This is a genomic window from Paenibacillus sp. 01T424, assembly GCF_056398745.1.
In genome coordinates, this window is the sequence record NZ_JBFTPZ010000017.1 from 26,909 (window position 1) to 52,931 (window position 26,023).

General features: G+C 43.5%; 17 protein-coding genes. 10 read left to right on the top strand and 7 right to left on the bottom strand.

Annotation, left to right across the window (positions count from 1 at the left end; translation table 11 throughout):
• Positions 1-58 precede the first annotated feature (58 nt).
• On the top strand, positions 59-835 hold the full coding sequence (locus AC1DPK_RS14850; RefSeq protein ID WP_076268796.1) for a 3'-5' exonuclease: 777 nt from the start codon (positions 59-61) through the stop codon (positions 833-835).
• 111 nt (positions 836-946) lie between these two features.
• The gene (locus AC1DPK_RS14855; RefSeq protein WP_339209500.1) at positions 947-1,825 is read left to right on the top strand and encodes a DMT family transporter; all 879 of its coding nucleotides are present in this window, start codon (positions 947-949) and stop codon (positions 1,823-1,825) included.
• Positions 1,826-2,038: 213 nt separating this feature from the next.
• Here the strand turns inward: AC1DPK_RS14855 and AC1DPK_RS14860 are convergent, their stop codons facing one another.
• Entirely contained in the window at positions 2,039-2,623 is a 585-nt protein-coding gene (locus AC1DPK_RS14860) for a LysE family transporter (protein ID WP_477510810.1), read from the bottom strand.
• Positions 2,624-2,686: 63 nt separating this feature from the next.
• Here AC1DPK_RS14860 and AC1DPK_RS14865 point away from each other — a divergent pair, with 63 nt between their 5' ends.
• Positions 2,687-3,292 carry a helix-turn-helix domain-containing protein gene (locus AC1DPK_RS14865; protein WP_441878874.1) on the top strand — a complete coding sequence of 202 codons (606 nt, stop codon included), beginning with the start codon at positions 2,687-2,689 and terminating at the stop codon, positions 3,290-3,292.
• 62 nt (positions 3,293-3,354) lie between these two features.
• Here the strand turns inward: AC1DPK_RS14865 and AC1DPK_RS14870 are convergent, their stop codons facing one another.
• Positions 3,355-5,004: a sigma-70 family RNA polymerase sigma factor gene (locus AC1DPK_RS14870; protein WP_477510811.1), complete on the bottom strand. Its 1,650-nt coding sequence runs from the start codon at positions 5,002-5,004 to the stop codon at positions 3,355-3,357.
• 192 nt (positions 5,005-5,196) lie between these two features.
• Here AC1DPK_RS14870 and AC1DPK_RS14875 point away from each other — a divergent pair, with 192 nt between their 5' ends.
• Complete coding sequence (locus AC1DPK_RS14875) at positions 5,197-6,765, top strand: class I adenylate-forming enzyme family protein (protein WP_477510812.1); 1,569 nt, start codon at positions 5,197-5,199, stop codon at positions 6,763-6,765.
• Between the two features lie 28 nt (positions 6,766-6,793).
• Here the strand turns inward: AC1DPK_RS14875 and AC1DPK_RS14880 are convergent, their stop codons facing one another.
• The 3 genes from AC1DPK_RS14880 to AC1DPK_RS14890 form a co-directional block, all read right to left on the bottom strand.
• Entirely contained in the window at positions 6,794-7,330 is a 537-nt protein-coding gene (locus tag AC1DPK_RS14880; RefSeq protein ID WP_477510813.1) for a hypothetical protein, read from the bottom strand.
• Positions 7,330-7,746 (bottom strand): MerR family transcriptional regulator, encoded by a 417-nt coding sequence (locus AC1DPK_RS14885; protein ID WP_477510814.1) that lies wholly within the window; start codon positions 7,744-7,746, stop codon positions 7,330-7,332. The genes AC1DPK_RS14880 and AC1DPK_RS14885 overlap by 1 nt, the downstream gene beginning before the upstream one ends.
• A 239-nt stretch (positions 7,747-7,985) precedes the next feature.
• Entirely contained in the window at positions 7,986-15,551 is a 7,566-nt protein-coding gene (locus AC1DPK_RS14890; protein ID WP_477510815.1) for a pullulanase, read from the bottom strand.
• Positions 15,552-16,012: 461 nt separating this feature from the next.
• On the opposite strand from AC1DPK_RS14890, the gene AC1DPK_RS14895 reads away from it, so the two are divergent.
• From AC1DPK_RS14895 to AC1DPK_RS14920, 6 genes are all read left to right on the top strand, one after another.
• Positions 16,013-16,708, top strand: coding sequence for a response regulator (locus AC1DPK_RS14895; protein ID WP_477510816.1), 696 nt, complete (start codon positions 16,013-16,015; stop codon positions 16,706-16,708).
• Complete coding sequence (locus AC1DPK_RS14900) at positions 16,701-17,705, top strand: ATP-binding protein (protein ID WP_441878619.1); 1,005 nt, start codon at positions 16,701-16,703, stop codon at positions 17,703-17,705. Before AC1DPK_RS14895 ends, AC1DPK_RS14900 begins: the two co-directional genes overlap by 8 nt.
• A 103-nt stretch (positions 17,706-17,808) precedes the next feature.
• Positions 17,809-18,570 (top strand): ABC transporter ATP-binding protein, encoded by a 762-nt coding sequence (locus tag AC1DPK_RS14905; RefSeq protein ID WP_441908051.1) that lies wholly within the window; start codon positions 17,809-17,811, stop codon positions 18,568-18,570.
• Positions 18,560-20,512 (top strand): FtsX-like permease family protein, encoded by a 1,953-nt coding sequence (locus AC1DPK_RS14910; RefSeq protein ID WP_441878623.1) that lies wholly within the window; start codon positions 18,560-18,562, stop codon positions 20,510-20,512. Before AC1DPK_RS14905 ends, AC1DPK_RS14910 begins: the two co-directional genes overlap by 11 nt.
• A 134-nt stretch (positions 20,513-20,646) precedes the next feature.
• Positions 20,647-22,065 (top strand): aldehyde dehydrogenase, encoded by a 1,419-nt coding sequence (locus tag AC1DPK_RS14915; protein WP_441878625.1) that lies wholly within the window; start codon positions 20,647-20,649, stop codon positions 22,063-22,065.
• 128 nt (positions 22,066-22,193) lie between these two features.
• The gene (locus AC1DPK_RS14920) at positions 22,194-23,603 is read left to right on the top strand and encodes a HEAT repeat domain-containing protein (RefSeq protein WP_441878627.1); all 1,410 of its coding nucleotides are present in this window, start codon (positions 22,194-22,196) and stop codon (positions 23,601-23,603) included.
• 379 nt (positions 23,604-23,982) lie between these two features.
• Here the strand turns inward: AC1DPK_RS14920 and AC1DPK_RS14925 are convergent, their stop codons facing one another.
• Positions 23,983-25,080 carry a hypothetical protein gene (locus AC1DPK_RS14925; RefSeq protein WP_477510817.1) on the bottom strand — a complete coding sequence of 366 codons (1,098 nt, stop codon included), beginning with the start codon at positions 25,078-25,080 and terminating at the stop codon, positions 23,983-23,985.
• Between the two features lie 86 nt (positions 25,081-25,166).
• Positions 25,167-25,994, bottom strand: coding sequence for an AraC family transcriptional regulator (locus AC1DPK_RS14930; RefSeq protein ID WP_083682118.1), 828 nt, complete (start codon positions 25,992-25,994; stop codon positions 25,167-25,169).
• Between the last annotated feature and the right edge of the window lie 29 nt (positions 25,995-26,023).

A 26,023-nucleotide genomic window follows, 5' to 3' on the forward strand; every position in this document is an offset into this window, starting at 1 on the left:
CTGGATAACTTTTTCTGATAGAATGAATAACACAGGCTATCTATCGGAGGTTAAGATTTTGGACTACATTATATTGGATATTGAATTTAACGGACGAAAATTCGCAAGCGAATTACCTATGGAGGTTATTGAAATTGGCGCGGTTCGTCTCAATAGTTCACTTGAACAGGTAGATGAATTTTCCGCATTGATTAAACCGATTTATTTCTCCAAGCTGAACAGCTTCATTAAGAAAAAAACAGGCATTCCACAGGAAGACATCGACGTAGCAAGCCGTTTCCCGAAAGTAATCGGGGATTTCACCGCATGGCTCAAAAAAAGCGACTCCTTCCTGTTGTTCACTTGGGGCGGCGAAGATTTGAAGAGGATCGTCTATGATACGCGCATGCATAAGCTCGATGACAGCTTCTGGATGGCTGCCGATTATTTCGACCTTTTGAAGGGTTACATTCGATATAAGAACGTAACGAACGATGTCAGCGTCGAAGCTGCGCTCATTGATCTTGAAATCACAGCTGAAGGCTCGGCGCACCGGGCACTCGATGATGCTCGTATGACGGCTGAGGTATTCCGCAAAATTTTTGGCGAGCTGGATTTCGAGCTTAAGCAGCAGTTCAAGGATATGTACACGAATGCAAAGGAACGCAGAATGGTTAAAAACGCGATTCGCTCAATGAACGCGCAAAAGATCGTTCCTCAATGGGAAGTTTTCGCGGAACGTTATTTAGCAGGCAAAGCCTCATTCGAGGATGTAAGAAAAGTGACGGAGCTTCAGCAGTATTTTGACGCAGAACTCGAGAAGGCTGGGAAAACTTCAGCTGGACAAGCCGGATAGCCGTAAGAGCTGTTATGTTTGATCATAAATATAATAAAGCCCCCTGATCCTTCCATTGCAGATGCTGCAAATGGACTCAGGGGGTTTATAAGTATGGGAGAAATTACAACGATGAACCGCAGCACCAAGTCTTTAGCTACTTATGAATTGTTATACATTATTGGTATTATCGCTATATCCTTTTCTTCCATTTTCGTTCGTTGGTCAAATGCTGACGTTGCCGTCATCGCCATGTACAGGCTCTATCTAACTAACCTGATCATGCTGCCGCTCGTCTTTAAATACCGCACGGAAATGTTCCAGCTCAGTGCCAAGCAGTGGAGACTGCTCACCCTCTCCGGCGTCATGCTCGGGCTGCACTTCTTGTTATGGATGGCTTCTCTGCGGCTGACCACGGTCGCAAGCTCTACCGTTATTTTGACATTGGAGCCTGTTATGGTTATGCTCGGCTCCTACTGGCTGTTCCGTATTAAAGCAAATCGCATGATGCTGTGGGGGATGGGGATCGCGCTGATCGGCTCCATCGTTATTGCATCGGGAGACTTTTCCCTCTCAAGGGATGCGTTGATCGGCGACGTTTTGTCCTTTCTAGGCGCAGCTGCTGTTGCTGTTCATATGATGATCGGCAAGGAATTGCGTAAGGATATGAGCGCATTTACTTATAATTTCTGGGTATTCGCACTTGCTGCGACTTCACTCGCCGTCTACAATCTCGTTCGCGGCAATTCCTTTACAGGCTACAGTCCGCAGGAATGGGGCATTTTCTTGCTGCTTGCGATCGTACCGACGCTGTTCGGGCATTACTTGTTCAATTGGCTGCTGAAGCATATGAGCGCAGCAGCCGTTTCCATGGCTGTACTGGGTGAACCCGTCATCGCCTCCTTGCTCGCTTGGGCTCTATTAAAGGAAGCATTAACGGCTTATCAAATGGCAGCCGGCGTACTCATCTTGTTCGGCGTGTGGCTATTCATACGTCATGGCAAGGAGTAGAAGCTAAGAGCTGCAGCAATTATCGAATTTTTAAAATGGATTAGATCCTCATAATACAAACAGCGGCAGATCTGGACGAGAAAATAAGTCCTGACTGCCGCTGTTTTATTAAGCTGTAGTGCTCCGTTAACTTAACCATAAGAAAGCTTGCTGCCAAAGCCAAACAGCTCCCTTTTCAGCTCAATTATCCTGCCCTTCTGTCTGAACAATCCCCTACAAATGCATGGTAATTGCACTATAAATCAATAATAATCCCATGAATATATTGAACTTTTTCTCATGTGCAGCGAGAAATTTTTGAAATAATGCACCAAAAACAGCCCAGCAGGATGTGGCTACCAGTCCTACAAAGGCAAGGAACATCGAAAACAATAATAAGCCTATATTTGATTTGTAAAATGGCATGATGAACGTCGAAATCGCTGTGATCCCGTATAATATCACCTTAAAATTAACGAACTGCAGCAGCATGCCCGATAAGAATGAATTCAGCTGCCCATGATTATCTCCATCACTACGGTGTGGTTTACTCTTCATTATTTTAAATGCAAGATAAGTCATATACAGGCTTCCTAATATATTCATGAAAAATTTCATTTTAGGAACGAAGCTATATAATAGCAGATTGAAATAACAACATAAGAGCATTAATAGTAAGAAACCAGTTGCTACACCAAACAGAAAACGAATAGACTTCTTCATTCCATATCGGCTCGCATTAGACATCGCCATGATATTATTTGGCCCTGGCGTAAATGTATTCACAATAACATAAATCAAAAAAGGAGCTAAAGCCATTATTTAAATCCGCCTCTCGTGTGCTATACTTGAACAAGATGTACTCTTTAACGCATGTACGTTATGATTATACAATACGAACGCTATATAGCACAATCGAGGAGGCTAATTATTTTGGAAGACATCAATTATGTACTTGCCAATAACCTAAAACACCTGCGGGAGCTACAAAAGCTTAGTCTTGATAAGGTAGCAGAAATGACAGGGGTCAGCAAAACGATGTTAGGACAAATCGAACGCGGCGAATCCAACCCTACTATTGGAACCGTTTGGAAAATAGCTAATGGTTTAAAAGTTTCATTCACTTCCCTCATTAACGAGCCGCAATCCGATACAGTCATCGTTCGCAAAAATGAAATACAAACACTAACGGAAGATAACGGTAGATTTCTGCTTTATCCGTTTTTCCCCTTTGAAGAAGGCAGACGATTTGAAATGTATTCCGTTGATATGGAAATAGGCGCTTATTTGAGTTCTGAATCACATAGAGAAGGTACACAGGAGTTTTTAACCGTGTTTGAGGGTGAGCTTACCGTTCGTGTAAATAATGAAGAATATACAGTGAAAACGGGCGATTCCATACGTTTTACAGCCGATACTCCCCATGTCTATCACAATTCAGGTGATTGTATTGTGAGAATCAGTATGGTCATTTATTATCCGTCTTAACAAGAGGCTGTTCCATAAGTAGAATACTCTACTTTTGGAACAGCCTCTTTTGTTTTAATCAACTACTGATTGCTGGAAGGAAATTGCCAAACCATTGTAGTAAGTCGTTTTTTCTCGGTATCGGCAGGAACTGCCAAAAAATGTTTGCGCTCCAAATACTCCATTACCGCAAAAACAAGCGTCATCCCATCATTCATTGCTTTGTACACAATCTCTTTATCCGATATAAATGATGGCGCATCCTTTCTGCATACGGATATCATATCCTCATAGATTTGATCTACTTTCTTTTTGAAGTTGTTCTCATGAAATGCTTGATCCAATATACGTTTCAGCGCTTTATGCTGGGAGGCATTAAAGTATGGAACCAAACATTCAAGCTTGCCGCTCTCCATGGATACAAAACCCTTTTCGACGAGTCTGCTAATTATGATCCGATCATATTCCGAGTGTGAAGCTCCGCTCTCTATAAGCTCTACGACCCTTGATAAGTCATCCAGATCGGGCGCGTTAAAGTCTCTCCACGTCATACCCGACCACCACGATTCCATCTGAAGCCCGCCATGGTAATGGCTGTTGCGCGTTTTAATGCCGTTCGTTGCATATTTGCGAACAATCTCATGGTTAGGCAAACTGCTCCGATACTCCTCATCGCTATAATGAATAGAAGCAGTCACAATATATTTCCCACCATCTTTTTTTTCATCCGGCTGATATTGCACATAATAGGCTTCTTCTTTCACTTGATAATACTGCGTCCAAATAGCATAAGGGATGAAAGCCCATAGAAGGAACGTTTCGTTCAAATGCGTCCCATGAAAATCTAAAGTGCGTATTTCTTCCAGTTTTCCCGCTACACATGCGTAAATTTCTTCCGCCAGCTCTTCGGCTTTCGATTTAAAATAACTCGTTTCCGCAGACAAGCTTCTCATCGTCTCAATAATAAAGTTCGTCTGGTACTTCCCTTTGCCTACTTGCCGCACTAAATCCGATTTCTCCAGCTTCTGAAGCTCATCTTCGACATAGGCACTGGCAGCCCCAATTTTGCGCGCGATCTCTTCAATGGTCAAAGGTTTTTCATAAATTGCAACACAGATATTCGATGTTAGCATGGCATTGAAATAACAATTGGGCTCATTATTTGGACCTGGAGTTCCACAGTGGCCAACCATCATCCTCACCGGTTTATAACTTAATCGATCAGCAGCTTGCTCCATTTTTATTGCCTCCTTCAGCTTTTTACGCACTTCAAAGAGATGCCACTTCACCGTCCCTGCCGCAATCTGCAAATGCTTCGCGATTTGCTCGATACTCTGCCTCTCATAATAATATTGAATCGTAATGTCACGATGGAGACGAGACAAATAAGCGATTTCAATGCGCATATTTTCCAGCAGCTCTTCCATATCCGCCGTAAAAAGCTCACTGTTTCCGTTCTCTAGGGATGATATATAATCGATATTTGCATGGTTCCAATGCCGTTTTTCCTTCGCCAAATAATTGCTCCATGTGAAGCAGCAGATCGTGTGAACCCATGCGTCCATGTTGTCCACCTGCTTGCCTGTCTGAAGCGAGCGATAGAGCGCTAACCATATTTCTTGGGACAAATCCTTTGCATTTTGTTCATGTCCCGTTTTCGAGAGAGCAAAGCCGAATATCTTTCTCGAATAGCTTTGCAGAAGCGATTCATCGATCAGGATATTTGCTGTCATGCGGCACCTCCTTTGGCAGTCGTATGGTATATAAGTAGCTGCACCAATCAATCGGTTGGTCATTTTATAAAAAAAACATTATTTTTCCATAAGGAAAATCAATTTGCTGCCCCAGCTTCTTCCTGTTACGGTTGAATAGTACAGTAAATTCATAGGTTTTATTGCTCTTATTTTAATTAGGGAGGTTATGATATGCTGCTTTCCAAAATATTGCCGAAGACTGCTCAGATGCACCCAACAAAAAAAGCAATGAAGGATAAGAATGAAACCCTTACTTATGAACAGTTATTTAATAAGGTTAACCGTGTCGCTCAAGGATTTCATAATCTCGCAATCAAGCCAGGTGAACGAATCGCAATGATTAGTTCTCCATCACCGCAGCTTGCTATCGCCGAACTTGCTGCGGTTGCCATTGGTGCCATTCCTGTAACGATTTTTCCCGGGTTAGCCGCAAATGAAATCAAAAATATTGTTCAAGATGCTGCTCCCACTGCGCTAGTCTACAGCTCCGAACAATCTCAGCTATTAGAAGCCTTATCTTCACTGCCAATTGCGCATTTCATTTCATGCACCTTAGATCAGTCCCCCCTATCATTGCAGTCCTTTATGGTTCATTGTCCCGCTCTCATGGAATGGCATGAAGCTGAACCAGATGATGTGGCGCTTATTATTTATACAGGCGGTACGACGGGACGATCCAAAGGTGTCATGCATTCTCACCGCCATATTCGCAATTGGTCCTTTATGAACCTAGAGAGGGGCGGCGGGCATAACGCTTCTAAAAAATCGATCGTGATGAATCAAGCCCATTTAACCGGCCAGTTTGTTTTGTGGACGACCTTATTTGAAGGCGGCTGCCTCATCTATCTGAATGAATATCCCGTTCGAGCTGAAGAAATTGTTGATATCATAGAACGGGGTCAAATTAAGTTTTTGGGTACTGTGGGGCTATTATTTCGAGATATTGTCCTTATGGAAAATATCAAATCCCGCAGCCTGCAATCCATCGAAGGCATCTCTTGCGGCGGCGCGCCCATCAGCGAAAATGTATTTCATCAAGCGTTAACTATTTTTCCGAATGCACAAATTACTGAAGTATATTCTCAAACAGAAAGCGGACAATTTATTAGTTTTTTAAACATAAACCAATGTTTCCATGAAGGAAAGCTAAATCGATTAATATCCGTTGGCAGTCCAGCCAACATGCCGTATTGGGGGCAAAAAGCATTTCAAATTCGTATTATTGACGAGCTCGGCCAAGATGTTAAACAAGGAGAAACTGGCGAAATTTTATGCAAAGGAGAGCAAATCATGCTTGGCTACTGGAATAATCCAGTGGAAACAAACCATGCCCTGAAGGATGGGTGGCTCTATACGGGTGACTTAGGCAGGTTTGATGAGGATGGTTATTTGTATCTCATGGATCGAAAAAAAGATATCATTATTGTTGACGGTGCAAATGTTTACTGCTCAGAAGTAGAGGAGGCACTTAGCAAGCATCCTTCTATTCGTGAGGTTGCTGTAATTGGAACGCCCTTATTAGTGGATGGCGAAGAAGTAACTGCGGTGGTGTCCCTTAAGGGCGATGCAGAGCTGACTTTAACTGATCTAAAAATATTTTGCCATGAGCAGATTGCTCCATTTAAAATTCCAACGCGATTGGAAATCGTTGCCTCTCTCCCAAGAACGTCCGTCGGGAAGCTGAACAAGGCGGAGCTGAAGAAACCGTATTGGCTCGGCAGAACACGTATGATTAATTAATGTTTATCTCATTAATTATTTTGGATGCCTAACGTGGTGCAAGCCCTTCAATTCGGTATTTTTTCTCCCAATCGGCATATTCACTCGATTCAATCCTAATGATTTTTGTTTGGGAATGATCAATAAATTCATATTCAGATGGCTCATTAGATTTCTTCAGAGACAGATGTTCTTTCATAAACGCTGCGGCTTCTTCATCAACGACCAAGCCGTCCATTTCATCCTCAGATACGATCCTTAATGGCACTTCATGTTCAATTCGAATAGGTTTTTCTTTTTCATTATAAGTGATCGCAACAATGATAGTCTTCACTCCGCACGATACTGGGCTTGTCGTAAATAGCTCAACGATCATGTTATTTATTATCATCGGATTAGATACGACGATCTCCTGAATATCCGTCTCCTCATATCCGCTCAAATTGTGTAGCCGATGAATGCCGCTTGGCAGCGTAAGCTGAACACGAACATCATCCGCATCACGGATTGGAGAAAGCTGAAGCCAAAGATGTTTCATGCCTTCTTCATTTTCCATAATTGATTTGGTGAACCTAGTTTGAATCATCACTTCACTTCTCCCTTCAGCATTTGAGAGATCGTCTCTACCATTTTCACTCGGAGTTCCGCCGAAATTCGTGGGCTCATCGAAAGAATGACATCATCATTAATGACATGGGTATCGTTGGTTAGCATTTTTTTGGAGCGATAAAGCTGAAGATTCTCGCCTATTTTGGAAATCTCATCTATAGAGAGCTCCTTCAGCTTTTCTTGGATAGCAGCCAGCGTATCTCCGCTATGGATTAACGTCAGAATCGCACGAAAGTAACTAATGTGGCTGCTCGTATAAACTCTTTTGTTCCCAACAAGCTCTAACGGGGGAACGATCCCGATCTGGGTATAATACCTGACGGTTCTCAAATTCATCTCAGGATCTTCCTGCTGGAGAATTTCCGAAACTTGTTTCGCTGTGAATGTGTCCATCTTTTCACCTCATTTCAAATTATCGACGATCAATTTAGTTACAGTTGACTGTATTAGTTACAGTATACTGTAATACAAGTCACGATGTAAAGATATTGATTGCTTAACTCGGCAATACAACAACGCCAACAAAAGCCGGGTCTCCAGAAGGAGAAGCCCGGCTTTTGTCTGTTTCAGCAACTACATCATGTTAGACATAATGATTTGCCAACTTTCTAACCCTTACATTAAAGAAATGCTTATTTCCCTAAAAGCTTATAGATGACCTGTGCACTTTCTGCACGTGTCATTTTCCCTTTCGGCGCAAATGTTTCGTTTGCTCTGCCTTGAACGAGCCCTAGCTTAGCAGCAGCCGCAACCGATGCTTCCGCCCATTTGCTAATTTGGCTGCTGTCAGTGAATGTTGTTTCCTCTGCCGCCGAAGCTGCAGCCGCTCCCTTTCTAACCTCATACGCTCGCATGATCATGACAGCCATTTCCTCGCGGCTTATCGTTTCATTTGGTGCAAACGCCGAGTTGCTGCGGCCTTTTATAATGCCTAGCTTGCTAGCTGTCGCCACATAAGCGGAATACCATTTGCCCACTTCTACATCGCTATAGCTTGCCGTGCCTTCAGCTTTCACTCCAAGAGCACGGATAAGCATAGCTGCAAATTCTGCTCTCGTTACGTTAGCTTGCGGTGCAAACTGCTTCTCATTAATGCCCGAAACAATGTGCTTCGCAGCCAGTGATTTAATCGCTGCGTTAGCCCAGTGACTAGCTGGCACATCCGTAAATGATTTATCGTACTCAAGAACTGCATATTTACTGAAATGGAATACCTCAGCCGTAATCATCTCAACCTTAAGCGTGCCACCGATGTATTCCAGCTTGCCAGCATCACTCACATAATAGATACCAACGATGTCTTGGTTTGCGTTCGGGTTAAGCTGGAAGCTGAGTAGGATTGGCTTCTCAAACTTCGTAACCGGAATCACTTTTCCAGCCTTCGTTACGATGCTTAAGTTGAAATCATAAACCAGAGAGCCCGCTTTCAGCTTAGCTTGAACATCCTGAGTTCGGTCAACCAAAGCGTCCGCATCTGCAGTATTCAACGGTTTTGCCTCGAATACGATACGAGCCCCGTCCGCTTCACTCACAGACACAAGTCCTTTAATAGAAGCCAATAGTTCATTTGACAGCGTCATTGTAATGCCAGCTGCCTTCAGCTCCAAGTTATTGCCTGCCAGTACTGCTGCTGCATCAAGCGGCAATTGTACCGAATGTTTTCCATCGACAAATTGTACCGACACTTTACCATCCTTGCCGCTGCGCAAGATGTCATTATCAATCACTTGGACATCAGCTGGCTGTGGTGTAATCGGCGTCGTAGGTGTTGGAACATTATCCGCTACCTCACTCAAAATAACCGTTCCGCCTTCGTTTCTGCCCGGCACTTCAACCGTCACCTGTCCATTATCCTTCACCGTGTAAACCGTTCCGCTGTACTCATCCTTTGCCTTAGCTCCAACTGCGAAAGGAACTTCCAGCGTAACCGACTTGCTCTCCACGGCTGTGTTAATGATCGTTACAATATTTACGCCGTTAAATTGTTTATTAAATGCTAAATAGGCTAGTGTATCCGATCCAGCAAGCTTGGTACGCAAGCCTTTCGAATAAACCTTCGAGAACTTCGCCCGAATATTGAGCAGCTTCTCGTAATGATCATGCAGTGCTTGTTCTGCCGTCAATTGATCCCATGGCATATCTGAACGGTTTTCGCTTAACAAGCCTGCTTTCAAGTCACGAGCATTAGGACCTGAGCGGCCAAGCTCCTCGCCGTAATAAATGACGGGCTGGCCTTTCGCCGTGATTTGAAGGGCTGCTGCGATTTTCAGCTTGCCTTTGTCTCCTTTCACAAACTCAGACAGGAAACCATCCTCATCGTGGCTGCTTAGGAACTGCCCCATCATTGCTGTGTTATCCAGCTTCGTTTCCCGGTCTGCTAGATAAGCATCGACAGCATCAATCTTCCCATCTGTAAAATCTTTGGCTCTGTCATTAAAGCTAAAATCGAGCAAGCTGTCCATTTGGCCGCTGCGCAGCATGCCGCCGTCACCGTCGATTGAAGCGCCAAAATTTTCACCGATCAGCTTGAAGCTTGGATCGATAGTCGTCAACGCATTTTTGAACGCTTTCCACGTTGTGCTCTCTACATGCTTCACTGTATCCACGCGGAAGAAATCAATCGTGTCGCCGCGATCCGTTCTAGCACGCTCCAGCCAGCCTGCTTGCCATTCAATCATTTTCTCACGAACGGCAGGGTCCTCTGTCTTGAAGTCCGGCAAACCATCCAGTTCTCCTTCAATTGGATTGGTGCTGGCTTGAACGCTATTTGTTCTGAGCATCCCTTCAAAGCGAGCTTTGTCCTCCGGCGTAATGCCTGGACGGTTATCCTCAGCTTTTAAGCCGTAGCCGGTATGGTTAAGCACCACGTCGACCATAATTTTGATGCCCTTGTCGTGAGCTTTGTTAATTAGTTCCTTAAACGTATCCATATCACCCAGATGCTCATCAAGCTTCGTGAAATCTTTAGCCCAGTAGCCATGATAGCCGTACTGCTTGGTGTTAAAATCTACGCCTTTGTTGAAATCGATATTATCGACAATCGGAGTGATCCACAGCGTATTAATGCCCAGCTCCTGCAAATAATCCAGCTTGTCGATCATGCCTTGGAAATCACCGCCGTGGTAGGCTTCAAGGTGATCTTTATCTACATCCGCATTATTGGCCCAATCCCCATCCGCAAACCGATCAGTTAGCGCGAAATAGATACGCGCCTCATCCCAATCAAAGTCGAGATTGCCAGCAAAGGTTCTAGCTTTTACCGTTATTGTGGCTGTATGCGTGTGCTTGTTGCCGTACTCATCGATGAGTGTAACGGGTATTTCTTTTACTCCCGCTGTAACTGTGTCTTTCACGGCAATCGTTTGTGCAAACAGCTTGGTGTCGAAAGGCACTTTAGCTAATCCACCTACTGCCGTTAAATCCATATACCCTTCAGTAAATACGACTTCTTCTGATGCTGATGCCTGTAATTTGAGCACCGCGCTTTCATTATACGAAATCGCAGCTGGATGAACCGATGTCGTCATCGTTACGACAGGCTTCCGATACGTAATGACTGATTTGCCATTGGTCGTATTTTTGGGATCGGTTATTTCAACGGTTGCTTCGTCTTTCTTCTTCACAAGGAAGGTATATTCGTTTGTGCCGCCTTCTACATTTGCAAGTGAATAAGTAAACCACTCCTTCGCAGCATCATAAACCATTTCATGCTCTGCACCATTCACCTTTACCTTAACCCCGGTCAAATCACTTGAGCGTCCTTTTTCAAATAGAGCATCATCCCGGTACAGGAAGGTAATGCCACCATCTTTTAGAACTGGTCCGGTGATAGTTGGCAAAATACCCAGCTGATTTACCATACTCGTTATATTTACTTTCGTAAAAGCAGCCCCTGGCGAGATCGGAATCACGCGATCGTCTGGTATATCCTGCTTCGCCGTGTTCCAGTCTGTTCCTTTACGAAGCACGAAGCCCACATTGGTCGCATCCTGCGAAATTTCAAGCATGACTGTTGCAATGCCATTTTCGATTTTATCAAAGTTGATTTGATCATTTTTCACACCGGTGTTCCATATCCACATATTCCAGTCCTGATAGTTTTTATCCGGACGAATGTAGTTGATTTGGACATACCGTTTGATTGATTCCGTTTTTACAGCAACTACAGCGCTCACGGATATTCCGTTATACGTAGCTGTGATCGTTGCATTTCCTAAGCTGTTTGCCTTAACAAGGCCTCCTGTTGTTACAGAAGCAATATCGGGCTTATTCGAAGAATATACAACACCGCTCGTTACTTTTCTTTTGCTGCCGTCGCTGTATTTCGCATAAACTACCGTTTGATGGGTCGTTCCAACCTGCAAAGGATAGTTAGCGTTATCCAGCTCAAGCGCGTTCAGCACAGGCGCTGCCGCTTCCATCTTAATAATGACTGCGGTCAACGGCTCAAGCATAATCGAGCTCGCTGTCAGCTCAAAGCCGGATGGCACAGAAACCGCCGAAATCCCCGCTTCATCATTATCTACTAGCACTGTGCCTGTAGTTAAATCCTCTGATAACGTTAGCGTTCTTGCTGTACGATCAGCATTCATAAATACATAATAATTGCCGGTGCCGTCTGTTGCTTTATTTTTGTAGCCAATCACAAGATCGTTATCTTTCATTTCCTTCGCAGGAATGAGCGTGACATTGGAATCAACGAGGTCCTTTTCGCCTAAACGGAAGGCATCCGTATGTTTCCGAAGTTCAATTAGTCCTGCTGTGTACTCCTTCGTTACATGATTGACTGGATATTGCTCAGCATTCGTCGCCTTCTGCCAGTCAAATTTATTGATTGCATCGGAGGAATCATAGGAATCATGAATGAAATAACCAAATGAGGTTCCGGCTGCATCTTTCAGCTCGTGGTATTTCTGCTCCGGCACTCCTGCCCCAAGCCACTGCTTCGTTCTGCCATATTCTTGACCAGCATGAAGGAAAGCCGTACCTTGAGAGGTTAGAATGAGCAAATTGCCCAGACGTATCCGTTTATGAATTTCCAGATCATTAGCCGCTATAGCCGGGTCTTTCTTAATCGACTGGGCAATAACATCATACAGCGGCAAGTTGTCATGGGCTTCAATATACTGCACCATGTCTCCCGGGTCATCAGCAGGCGTGTTGCTTGGCTGCCCCTTGATATTATTCAGGATCGTCGCCACGCTTCTTGCTCCACCTGTTATAAATCTTGGCTCGCCCTCCGAGCCGAAACCGGATTTCAATTCATTACGAATCTCATCGGAGAAAACGCCTACGCTGTCTGTTTTATCCATCCATTTTTGGTCTGCGCCTTTGCCCTTCAAAGCAGGATCAGAAGCATCGCCCCCGAACGTTACCCAGCCTTCACCGATAAACAAGGCATTCGGATTAATACTCGCTGCTGCATCGTAAGCATTCTGCACGGAATCATAGGTAGCGTCGCCCATCATATCCCAGCGCATGCCGTCGATTTTATATTCATCAAACCAGTACTTAACCGAATCAACCATTAGCTTCTCCGCCATTTTGTGAGAGGTAGCAAGGTTGTTGCCGAATCCGCCGATGTTGTTACCATTTGCATCTTGGAATGCGTAGTAATTAGGTACGATATCGTTTAAGAAGCTTGCTTTGGCCATATGGGTGTAGACGACATCAAGGACAACCCCCATACCTTCATCATGAATCGCATCAATGAGTCCTTTTAATTCCTTTACTCTCAGCTCGGGATCTGCCGCATCCTCCGAATAAGCGCCATCCGGTGAGAAGTAGCTATGCGGATCATAACCCCAGTTGTATTCGTTGTTTTGTGCAGAGTATTCCAGTTCTCTTGTTCCCATCTGAGCTTCGTCGCCATAATACCAAGCCATAACTGGAAGCAGCTGAATATGAGTAACGCCTAATGATTTAATATAAGACAGCTTATCCTTGAACGCGTTATAAGAGCCCCATCTCGCATTAAGATCATCAGCTACGGATGGATCGGACGTAAAGTCTCTAATATGCGCCTCCCAAATAATCGCGTCCTCTCGTTTYTCATAGCCGTCAATTTTGGCAAAATCATAGTCTGCGGCAGGATCAGTCGCACCTAGATCAACGATTGCCGCTTTGCCAACTGCATCGCCATCTGGACCGGTTTCACCTTTCGTATTCACTCTAAACTCCGCCATCGATTTCGCGTACGGGTCGAGTACTTGTTTCGTAACCCCATCATTCGTCACTTCATATTGATAAAAATACCCCTTCAGATCGGTTATGTCTTGACCTGTGAGATCAGTTGGCGCGATAGCTGCCGTCCAAACGCCTTTGTCGCCTTTCGTCAAACTAGCACTGCCAACTAGCTTAGTGGAATCGGCTTTATCATAGACATTGGCTACGACTGAGCTTGCTTTTGGCGCCCACAGCTTCAGAACGACGCTGCCAGAATGATAGCTAGCCCCAAGATCATTTCCTTCGTAGTTGTAAAGCTCATCAAGCATTCTCCAGCCTGCAGCTGCGGATACGGTTCTCCCTTGATAAGTTACGTTCAGAGGCGTTTGATCCAGCTGAATGTTGGCCGAGACCATAGCTGTTTTTTTATCAGCATTCAACACCACTTGATTAATCGATACAGCTGTACCGTTCTTATCCGTAATAGTGATCGCATTTTTCAATTCCTCTGCTGCGAGACCGTCGGTCATCGTGAATCCGAGAAGGAGTTTGCTCTCGGATAAGATCTCTGCGGACTCAAGGGCTGTAGGCAGTTCCCAGTAAGGGGACACGTATACATTATTATCTCCCTTCTTGATCCAGAGCTGATTGTAACGATTTACAAGACTGAAGGAGCGATTGCCTCCATCCTTATCCGCATCGCCCAAGGTGCGATTAACGACAATAAAACTAATTTTTTGCGCGTTCTCTTGAAGTGGAATATCGACATAGCTGCCATAACGGTCAACCTGTTCCTCTGTAAAAGCGGATGCGCCCGTTGGCCAGCCTGTCGAAGGAGTTGCCACCTGATCCCACAGCCATAAACCGTAAGCACTCTGTTTTTTATCGTCTCTTACATAGTGAATACGAACGGTATTAGCTGGGAGCTCTACCGGCTCGAAATAAGATACTTTATCGGAGTTCTCCTTAATCCAAATTTCATTTACTGCAGGGGAGCTTATCGCTACCGCTTTATCGCCGCCATCCTTAGCTCCATCTAATCGATTAACGATAAGGAAGCCCACTTTTTTGGCATTCACAGCTATCGGAATATCAACATAAGCACCATAGCTGTCTATCTTATCTGCTGGAAAAGCTGTTGCGCCACCCGGCCAGCCTGTTGAAGGAGCGGCAACCTGCTCCCATGTCCATATTCCTTGATTCTCATAAAGAGCATCTGCCCGATTGTAATGAATGCGCAGGTGGTTAGCCGGAATCGGATCGAGGTTCGGGTCAACCGGATCTGGACTCGGACTCGGTTCAACTGGCGCTTTGAAATCTGCTGATACTACTTCTGTATTCGCATTATATTTAAACGTTACTGGAAGATCGGCAGGAAGACTAAGCAATTGATCATCCTTTGGATACGTCTGGTCATCCCAAGTCGATCCAAGCACGATTTTGAATTTGTAATCCCCTTTGGGTACATCTTTCGTTATCGTGTAGACGCCATCCAGATCGGTATCAGTCAAAACAGATAGCGCCGATTCTGGTGCCCAGTTACTTGGTTCCCCTAGCGGAACCTGCAAAGTCCCAACAATCCGAGGCAGCTTGTCGCTGGCTACCTGGGTGTAATAGGTAGAATCCGCAATTTTATGTGTATCGTGGTTATAATAAAAAGTCACTTCTTTCTCTTCGGAGAGTGTCAGCTTAATATTGCCGCCGCTATCCACACCGCTTGGATTCGTGTAATTACCAAAGCCATAGCTTTCCAACCAGCCTCCATTTAGAGCAACTTTATATTCATATGTGCCTGCTGGCAGCGTAGCCTTAAACGTATAATAACCGCTGCCGCTATCGCTCATCTTGGTTACCTCGGCTTTCGGGTCCCAATTCTCGCTGTTACCGAGCCCCTTCTGCAAGTCGCCGACAAGAACAACCTGAGTTGGTGCCGCGGCGTTCGTATGTAGCGGTATTGCGCCCACTATCGACCAGATCATAGCTGCAATAAGCATGATAGACATCATTTTCTTTCGTTTTAAAGCAAAGCCCATTTGGATGAACCTCCTCAAATTATGATCATTGCACCTTTCAATCATCAACTCGCACCTTCTGACTACACCAAAGTTCGTTAAAACAACACCCCCTGACTTCTGTCTAAACAGCTATAGATTTTATGCAAGCGTTTGCACAAATAACATAATTAATGCAAACTTTTTAACCGCTTCTTCTACAACAGCTGTTCCAGTCATAAAAGCGCAATGAAAGCGTTTGCTGATTCCCATATTAATACTCAAAATAAAGCGCTGTCAATTGTTTTTCTCACCTTTTACCTATTTCGACACGGAAATTCACCTTTTTCTCCTGAAATGACAACGTTTGCACAAAATGTTGCACAACCTTCTTTTCTCATCCCCTCTCTCTATTCAGCACTTTGTTCCGTGCCATTTATGGCATACATAGGGATTTTCCTATACAATTCATAGTAATAAACTTTTAAAAAAGCGGTGACTCTATGTTTAAACTATTGTTAATTGAAGATGACACAACGTTATTTAACGAGATAAAAGACCGATTATCCCAGTGGTCATATGAGGTACATGGCATATCGGACTTTGAGAAAGTGATTCAGCAATTTACCGCGATTAAGCCGGACCTCGTGATCATCGATATTCAGCTTCCAAAATTCGATGGATTTCATTGGTGCAGAATGATACGTTCCCACTCCAACGTCCCGATCATCTTCCTATCCTCGCGAGACCACCCGACGGACATCGTCATGTCTATGCAGCTTGGAGCGGATGATTATATACAAAAGCCCTTTCACTTCGATGTGCTCATCGTCAAAATACAAGCTATTCTTCGGCGGGTATACAATTACAATACCGAACATATCGAGCTTAAAACCTGGTGCGACGCAACGGTTGATTATGAGAAAAATCTGGTCTCCAATCATAAAGGCTCCATTGAGCTTACCAAAAATGAGATCTTTATTTTAAAAATGCTCATTGACCGTAAAAATAAGATTGTTAGCCGAGAAGAATTGATTAATAGCTTATGGGATGATAAAAGGTTTGTCAGTGACAACACGCTTACTGTGAATGTGAACCGGCTGCGCAAAAGGCTCGATGAAATTGAACTGGGCCGTTTTGTTGAAACGAAAATTGGACAAGGCTATATGGCTGTTGAAGAGGCGCATGATTATGATTAGAAAATATATAGTGGAACGGCGCAGCTGGATTCTGTTGTTTATTATTTTGCAGCTGCTGATTCTTGTTTGTGCTTATGTAGATTCAACGATTCCCCTGCAATCGATGATCTATCTCTTTTATTTATCTTCGATTATTTTTATCATCCATTTCGTCATCCGGTATCATAAAGAAACAAGGTTCATCAGAAGCTTAGAGGAGCGAGACATCAGCCTGGATACTACGAGCATGGCTGAGCCGGAGAGCCCGTTTGAGAAAGTGATCGAAAAAAGCATGACGAATCAAGCGGAACTGCTGAAGCACGCTGCAATGAACAATCGGATGATTTTGGAGCATGAGAAGGATGAGCTGTTATCTTGGATACACGAGGTAAAAACGCCGCTAACCGCGATGCGTCTCATGATAGACCGTATACAGGATGAAGGAATGAAAACGCATTTGACGTATGAATGGCTGCGAATTCACCTCCTGCTCGACCAGCAGCTCCATCAGAGACGCATACCGTTTATTGAAAATGATATCTATATCGAAAACACCGATTTGGAAACGATCATCTTCGATGAAATCAAGACGCTGCAATCATGGTGTATCCAGAAGGGGATAGGCTTTGATATTCAATTGGATGAACCGAAAGCGCTGAGCGATGCGAAATGGCTTTCCTTTATCATCAGACAGATTTTAACCAACGCTGTAAAATATAGCCCGCCATCTGATATCGTGATCAAGAGCTATCAGCGGAATCAGCAGACTATCCTCGAAATTATTGATAATGGACGCGGCATCGACCCGAAGGATCTGCCTCGCATTTTCGATAAAGGCTTTACATCGACGACGATGCACCAAGACAGCGCCGCAACAGGCATGGGATTGTATTTAGCTCAAAAAGCAGCTCAATCGCTGTTGATCCGTGTCCATGTCAAATCTGAGCTTGGAGCAGGAACAGCGTTCACCTTAACTTTCCCGCAACGAAATGAATTCGTTCGTATCACAAGCATGTGACAACATTGTCACATGCTTCTATTATTTGTTCGGTCATTCGAAGGAACTAATCGGACATTCGATTTACAATACAAGTAATAGACCTAGGGAGAGTGTTAATCACATGTTCATTCTGGAAGCAACCAAAATTCATAAAATTTATGGAAATAAATTCAATAAGCAGGAAGTATTATGCGGGCTTGATATTAGCATTGAAAAAGGGGAATTCGTCAGCATCATGGGCGCATCCGGCTCAGGAAAAACAACCTTGCTTAACGTGCTTTCATCGATTGACCACATTAGCAGCGGCTCGATTAAAATCGAAGGGAAAGTTATTTCTGGGTTAAAAGAAAAACAATTGGCTGAATTTCGTAAAAATCGTTTAGGCTTTATTTTTCAGGAATACAATTTGTTAGACACGCTAACGGTCAAAGAAAACATTTTATTGCCGCTGTCAATTACGAAGACGCCAAAAAAAGAAGCCGAGCGTAAATTTCAGGCGGTAGCGACCGAGCTTGGCATTTATGAGCTCCGCAATAAGTATCCCAATGAAATATCTGGCGGTCAAAAGCAACGTACATCCGCTGCAAGAGCCTTCATTCATGAGCCAAGCATTATTTTCGCTGACGAACCGACAGGTGCCCTTGATTCCAAATCCGCCTCTGATTTACTGAACAAGCTGAGTGGTTTAAATCAAAAAAGACAAGCTACAATCGCCATGGTCACTCACGATCCGGTAGCTGCCAGCTATTGCAGCAGAGTCATCTTCATCAAGGATGGACAAATCTATTCTCAGCTTTATAAGGGAGAACAAACGCGGCAAAAATTCTTCAACGATATTATGGCAACACAAAGTGTACTAAGCGGGGTGCACCATGAGCATTAATCAACTCATTTTCCGCAATCTAAAAAAGAATCTAAAAAATTATTATCTCTATGTGTTTGCTCTCGTGTTTAGCGCTGCTCTTTATTTCGCCTTTGTCACCCTGCAGTTTGATCCTGCCATGGATGAGGCGAAAGGCTCTGTTAAAGGGGCTGCCGCCATTAAGACTGCTTCTTATTTGCTTGTTGGAATCGTTTCTATTTTTCTGCTGTACGCCAATACCATCTTTATTAAAAGGCGCAGCAAGGAAATCGGCTTATTTCAGCTTATCGGAATGACCAAAAACAAAATTTTCCGCATTCTGACGCTGGAAAACTTTTTTCTTTATTTCGGCTCCATCCTGCTGGGGGTTCTGGTCGGTTTCTCTGTGTCCAAATTAATTATTATGATTTTATTTAAAACGATCGGTGTTGAGGTGGCCGCAGAGCTCCATTTCTCCACCCAAGCATTCAAGCAAACTATAATTATTTTTTTAGTTATTTATCTTCTGATTATGTTGATGAATTATTTATTTATAAAAAAACAAACGATATTATCGCTGTTTAGAGTGAATTCCGTCACAGAAGGCAAAGCAAGAAGAGTGTCTATTCTGGAAATGCTAATCGGCATTGCCGGACTGCTGCTCATTTCCCTTGGCTATTATATTTCTTCCGAACTGTTCGGAGGTAAATTTGTGACGATGACCGCGCTCTTTGCTGCCATGATCGGCATACTCGGCTCGGTTATCCTTGGAACTTTCCTTTTCTATAAAGGATCGGTCAGCTTTATTTTCAACGTGATCCGAAAGCAGAAAAACGGTTACCTTAACATAAATGAAACCTTATCTCTCTCGTCTATTATGTTCCGGATGAAATCAAATGCGCTGCTGCTCACCATCATTACGACCGTGTCGGCGCTTGCTATCGGCTTATTGTCCTTAAGCTATATCTCTTATTACTCTGCCGAAAAAACAGCCAAAAACAATGTTCCCGAACATTTTGCATTTATGAACGTTCAGGACGCGGAGCAGTTTAAAGAAGCGCTAAACAAAAACAAGCTGGCGCATACCGAAAAAATGATTCCTGTCATTCAGGTAGACGTCAATTTGAAGAGTATTATGAATAACAATCTTGAAGTGGTAAGCGTGAATGGGGCTACGGGTATTATGACCTTGCCCGTTGTCAGCGAAAAATCTGTTGACGGTATTAAACTGTCTCAAGACGAGGTCTATCTCTCTGGTTACAGCAGCATGCTCAAACAATTCATGTCTTTGAAGGACTCAGGGCCTGTACAGCTAGTGAATCCTACTCAAAGTATTCCACAACAATATATCGGACTTAAGGAGCAGCCCATCGTCTCTTGGTGGTTTAAAAGCGGCGGATTGCCTGTAGTTATCGTCGATGATTCTGTTTTTGAGCGCTTAAATAATCATCTTGATCCGGCTATTCAGAAACACTCTACCCTGCATATCGGAATTAATATGAAAGATCGTTCTGATCTAAAAGAAGCGACTCAGCTATTCAATGAGATGAAGTTCTCTGAGCACAACAGAAATGATTCTCAGCTTAATACAAGCAACCAGCAAAAACAAACGATGGGCTTGATTATGTTTATCGTTGCTTTCCTTGGATTAACCTTTCTTATCACATCCGGCAATATTCTCTATTTTAAGCAGATGGGAGAAAGCGAAGAGGAAAAGCCGAACTATACCATCCTTCGAAAGCTCGGCTTCACAAGGGCTGATTTGTTAAGGGGCATAAAAATAAAACAAATGTTCAACTTTGGYATTCCCTTAGTGGTTGGGCTGCTTCACAGCTACTTTGCAGTCAAATCCGGATGGTTTTTCTTTGGAACAGAGCTTTTAACTCCGATGATTATAGTCATGCTGCTATATACCATCCTTTACTCCATATTCGGAATTCTTTCCGTCTCTTATTACAAAAAGATCATTAAAGAAGCACTTTAATACCATCTAAACAGGATATCCCTCTTTGATTTTCAGAGGACGGGTACCCTGTTTTTCTTTGTGTGTTAATATGCAAAAAAAATGAGATCGCTAACTCAATATCCAAGTGGAAGTTCGTTTCATTACCTGTTAATATGTGGATAGGTAAGGAGGGTTGCGGAATGAGTTCATTAAGAGCAGAAGATATTGAACAGATTGTGCTAGAGCAAAAAACATTTTTCGAACAAGGCCAGACCAAGGAGCTGCGCTTTAAGCTGAATCAATTGCAACGATTGCTGCAAGCCATACAGCGTCATGAGCAGGAAATCGTCGAGGCGCTTTACCAAGACCTTCGCAAAAGCGAACTAGAGACCCATATGACAGAAATTATAATCGTAACCAATAGCATTCGACATGTCATTAAGCATCTCAAAAAGTGGATGAAGCCGCAGAAGGTGAAAACACCGATTTATCTGTTTCCATCTTCCAGCCGTATTATGAAGGAGCCCTACGGCACAGCTTTAATAATTGGTCCCTTCAACTATCCATTCCAGCTTGTCATCGAGCCGCTTATCGGAGCCATTGCCGCAGGCAATTGTGCCATTCTCAAACCATCCGAAAGCTCGCCTCATGTTTCAGCTTTAATAAGTAAAATCATAAATGAAACCTTTGATCCCACCTACATTAAAGTCATGGAGGGGGAGAAGGAAACGACCTCATTGCTCATCCACGCGCCGGTTGATTATATTTTTTTCACAGGCAGCATCGCGGTGGGCAAAATCGTTATGGAGGCGGCTGCCAAAAACCTTGTGCCTGTCACGCTTGAGCTCGGAGGAAAAAGCCCTGTCATTGTAGATTCTACCGCTAATCTCGAGATCGCTGCCAAGCGGATTATCTGGGGCAAATTAATGAATACCGGCCAAACCTGTATTTCACCCGATTATGTGCTGGCTCATCAGGATATTAAAGAAAAGCTGGTCGCAAAAATGAAGGAAGTCATCCAATCCTTCTATGGATCTTCTATACAAAGCAACAAAGATTATGGTCGAATCATTAATCAACGTCAATTTGACAGGCTTGCTTCCATTCTGGAGCAAGACAAAGCCAGCATCGTTTATGGAGGAGACACAGACCGCGCAGACCTCTTTATCGAACCGACAATACTGGATGGTGTTTCATGGGATAGCGCGGCGATGTCAGAAGAATTATTTGGCCCTATTTTGCCTGTCATGGAGTACCGAGATAACCATGAGGCCATTCGAATGATTAACGCCCATCCAAAGCCGCTTTCCCTTTACTTATTTACAGAGAATAAAGCGCTGGAGGATGAGGTTATGAGCCGTGTTTCCTTCGGCGGCGGCTGTATTAACGATACGATTATGCACGTCTCTAATCCCTATTTGCCATTTGGCGGTGTTGGCAGCTCAGGTGTAGGAGCCTATCATGGCAAATACAGCTTTGATCTGTTCTCGCATCAGAAGAGTATATTGAAGAAAAGCACCAAGTTTGAGCTTGGACTCGTCTTCCCTCCTTATGCAGGAAAATTAAAAAATATTAAAAAGCTGCTCAAATGAGCAGCTTTTTTGGCTGACAAACAGGAAGTTAGTTTTATGCAAGCTTCACTTAGTTTCGTGTATGTAGCATTGGTCCGACTTCTCATATAATCGGTTTATCACCACAACATTAGGAGGTCATCCATTATATGAATCAATCACCGCTTCTACTCACTGACGAACAAATGCAAAAGTTTATAACTGAAGGCTTTCTTATTCTAAAAACAGATTTCCCTGAATCCTTCCATCAAGCCATGACAGCTGAACTTGGAAAAGTATATGACGAGGAAGGCAATCCCGGCAACAACCTGCTGCCGCGAATCCGAGAAATACAACAGGCTTTCGACAGCCCCGTTATTACAGGCGCATTAACAAGCGTACTGGGTCCAAATTACATGCTGCATGCCCATCGCCATGGCCACTTTAATGCACAGCCGGTTGCTGGTGGTTGGCATAAGGACAGCTACTGGGGCTACTCCCGTATGCGCAACCACCACCCATGGTGGGCTATGATTATGTACTTCCCGCAAAACACGCCAATTGAGCTTGGGCCTACTAGCGTTGTGCCTGGCACCCAAAACTATGAATCACGCACCTTTGCTTCTGACGAGGTGCAAGGAGAAGCTTACGCTAGCGGTGAAGCAGGTACATTTGCACTCATCCACTATGATATCTGGCACCGTTCAACACCAAATGTATTAGGCAATGCTCGTTACATGCTTAAATTTGAATTTATGCGTACAGCTGTTCCAACTAAGCCTTCATGGAATAATCTGATTTCCGAGTGGAAAGAGCCTGCTGACCTTGCCCTGCCAATCGCAAACCACGAAGACATGTGGGAAGAAACATGGAACTGGATGTCAGGTAAGCTAGGCAGTCTAGCAAACACTGCGGAAGCAAACGAAGAGAAATTAGCCGCACTGGCAACGGCTTTGGAAGATAGCTTCGAACCAAATGCCTTGAATGCTGCCTATGAGCTTGCTAAATATGGCGCTCCAGGCGTGAAAGTACTGCTGGCTGGTCTTCATCATGAGAGATTAGACGTATCACGCACGTCTGCTTATGGACTGTCCATCGCAGGCTCAGATGCAGTAAGCGGATTGATCGACGCACTAGAGAGCGATCGCTCAGAGACTGTACAACATGCTATATTCGCACTTGGCGAGCTTCGCAGCTATGCTGAATCCGCGCTTCCAAAGCTTGTTGAACTTCTGTCCCACTCCGATGCGACAGTAAGAATTGCAGTCGTTGAAGCACTTGGCATTTTGTCTAATTCTTCAGAAATTGCAGTGAAGGGTCTTATTACAGCCTTGTCCGATGAGGATGTTCAAGTACGATTTACAGCTGGGCTGTCCTTGTCCCGCATGGGTGCTACAGCGGCAGCAGCCGTTCCCGCTTTGGCGGCAGTACTCGATGATGAGAACCGTTATGTAAGAGCTCATGCTCTAGAAGCACTGCGCTATATCGGCACGGATGAAGCGAAGGATATTTTGATCAGATCACTATTCAATTCCCGCTGGTGTTCGACAACTACGCCTGCAAACAGCTTTTATCCTTGATTCCATCGGAGTTCTTATACTTGCAGCATAAAGGTTGTCCCAAAAGAACTAGTTGTGCAGAACAATCCTAATCATGGGAAAAAGTTCGGAATAACAAAGGAGCTAAGCGATTTGAATCCGCTTAGCTCCTTTGTTTTTGGCGTACGCTGCACCGCTGTTACGAACTCAGCAGCTCTTATTTAAACCATTCGCAAGCAATTATTATGGCAACGAACTCCAGCATCGCTATTTCGAGAAAAACAGCTCGTATCATCCTGTAGAGCATGATATAACGATAATCAGGTTCGTTAGCGTTTGAAAAAGATCATTTTTTGCTTAATAAGCATGATACAGTTCGTTAGAGAAAATATGAATCCGAAAGCATAACAGGGCAAGCGAACTATTCGCTGTCCTTTTTGCTTGCCTCCATCAACTGATGGCATTTCGTTTGAAATTCAAGAGGTTTATCTACAAATAAATAGATTTGGTCAACTTGTTCTCGAATCCCAAACGCCGTAATAACCGTGATTTCTTCTTTTAATATCATATGCACATTAGGTTCTGTGTCCAGAATCTTTATCGTTTTTTTCATTTTATCCTTAGCTAATTTCTCGAATGTAATGGCCGAAATGGATGCAACCGTATTGATATTCATATCCGAATACATCTGAATGCCATACTGAAACCTTATTTGTTGATCTGATACCAAAATAGGATTTAAGCACATCGCTCGGTAATCAGCAACTAGCAGCATAATAATATATACATTTCCTAATGAGAGTAACCATGCAGCGGTATGCGACCATTGCGCAAGCAGAATGTGCATGCATACCCCTTCAATAATCAATATTTTCGAAAATACGAGTAAGGTTATCAGTTTGTTAGAGTTTTTATGATAACTAAACGAGGCAGACCCCGTTCGAATGAAAGGTGTTTCTCTCCATGCGAACAAGGTGTAATAAAAAACAGATAATTCATGAGTGAGTAAAGCTGCAATTTTGGGATGGCGAATGGTCTCTTCTAGACTTTTCCGAAGTGTTTCTATAGGATGATTATCCACTTTTTTATAACGCTTATAGGCAGCCGCAATATCATAGATTTTTAAAGCTAAAATAAAAGGCGGCAGCGGAATAAGAAAATATTTTATAGCGTTCATCGTTTCTTGATCGGTGTTTGGTACAAATAACGCTAATGCTAAATAACCCAGAAGAGCAAAAGGTATGATGGATGCGATCTTGAAATTCAGCTTGCGAAACCATAGAAAGTACAGCAATAAAGGAATAACAACGACAAAATCTAATGCAATGCCAAGCGTCAGCAGCTGATCGTTCTCTTTAATTAGAACAGAATTAGCAAATAGAAGATCCAGCAATATGATAATGAAGCTTGAAGCAATAAAGAAACTAATATTCTTTTTATAAAGTTTGTTAATGGCATAACACTCCCTTCCATTTACCTTTTCATTATCTAATATATGGGTAAAATTAGCGCCTTTCAATTCCCTCCTGTGAAGAAAATGGAAACATTTTGTTTGTACTCACAAAAAAAAGCCGTCGCCTTAAATAGCGACGGTTTATTAATTAATCATTTCAGTGAAAGCTCCCTATATTCGCTCGGTGACAAAGCCATATACTCTTTGAATAAACGAGAGAAATAAGTGGCGTCCATACCTAGAGATTCAGCTATTGCCGAGATGCTAAGTGAAGTAAAGGATAGCAGCTGCCGTCCTTTGTCCATACGCTTGCGATTCACATATTGAATAGGTGAGAGCCCTGTCGTATTTTTGAACATGCGTATAAAATAATTAGGGTGAAAATGTACAAGCTGAGCAAGAGTATCTACTGTAATATTTTCCGATAAATGCTCTTCAATATAGGTCAGCACGACATTCAGCTTCTCAAATGAGCTGGTTGCCGGTGTTTTGATTGTCACATCCTCAGCCTGCTCCAGCATCATGGCCATAATCTCAAGAAACGCCGACTGCAGCTGCAGCTCGGATGTCCAGTCTTCACTCTTATGATGGTGTACCAGCCTTTCAAATTTACCCTTCAAGCCTTCGTGATCGGATATCGATATCATGACGGGCATTTCGAGCAGTTGAAACAGGTTGAAATTATCTATTTTTGCAGTGAAGTGGCACCAATATTTCCCGTAAGTATTCGTATTAATCGTTCCATAGGATTGTACGACATCTGCGGGCAGCAGACACAGATCACCGGGCTTTGGATAATAAATTTGATTCCCGGCCTTAATGTACCCTTCGCCCTCTTGGATATAATATAGCTTATTCACATCCGTCGTATAATTATCGTCCTTCCACGAAAGCGGCACCTTCGTATAGTCGGCTATGGCAACATGCAATTTTAAACCGCTCATATAGGACTTCCAAAATGTACTTTTGCTTGCGTTCACCGTAATTCCCGCCTTTCAAGGCTGTCATA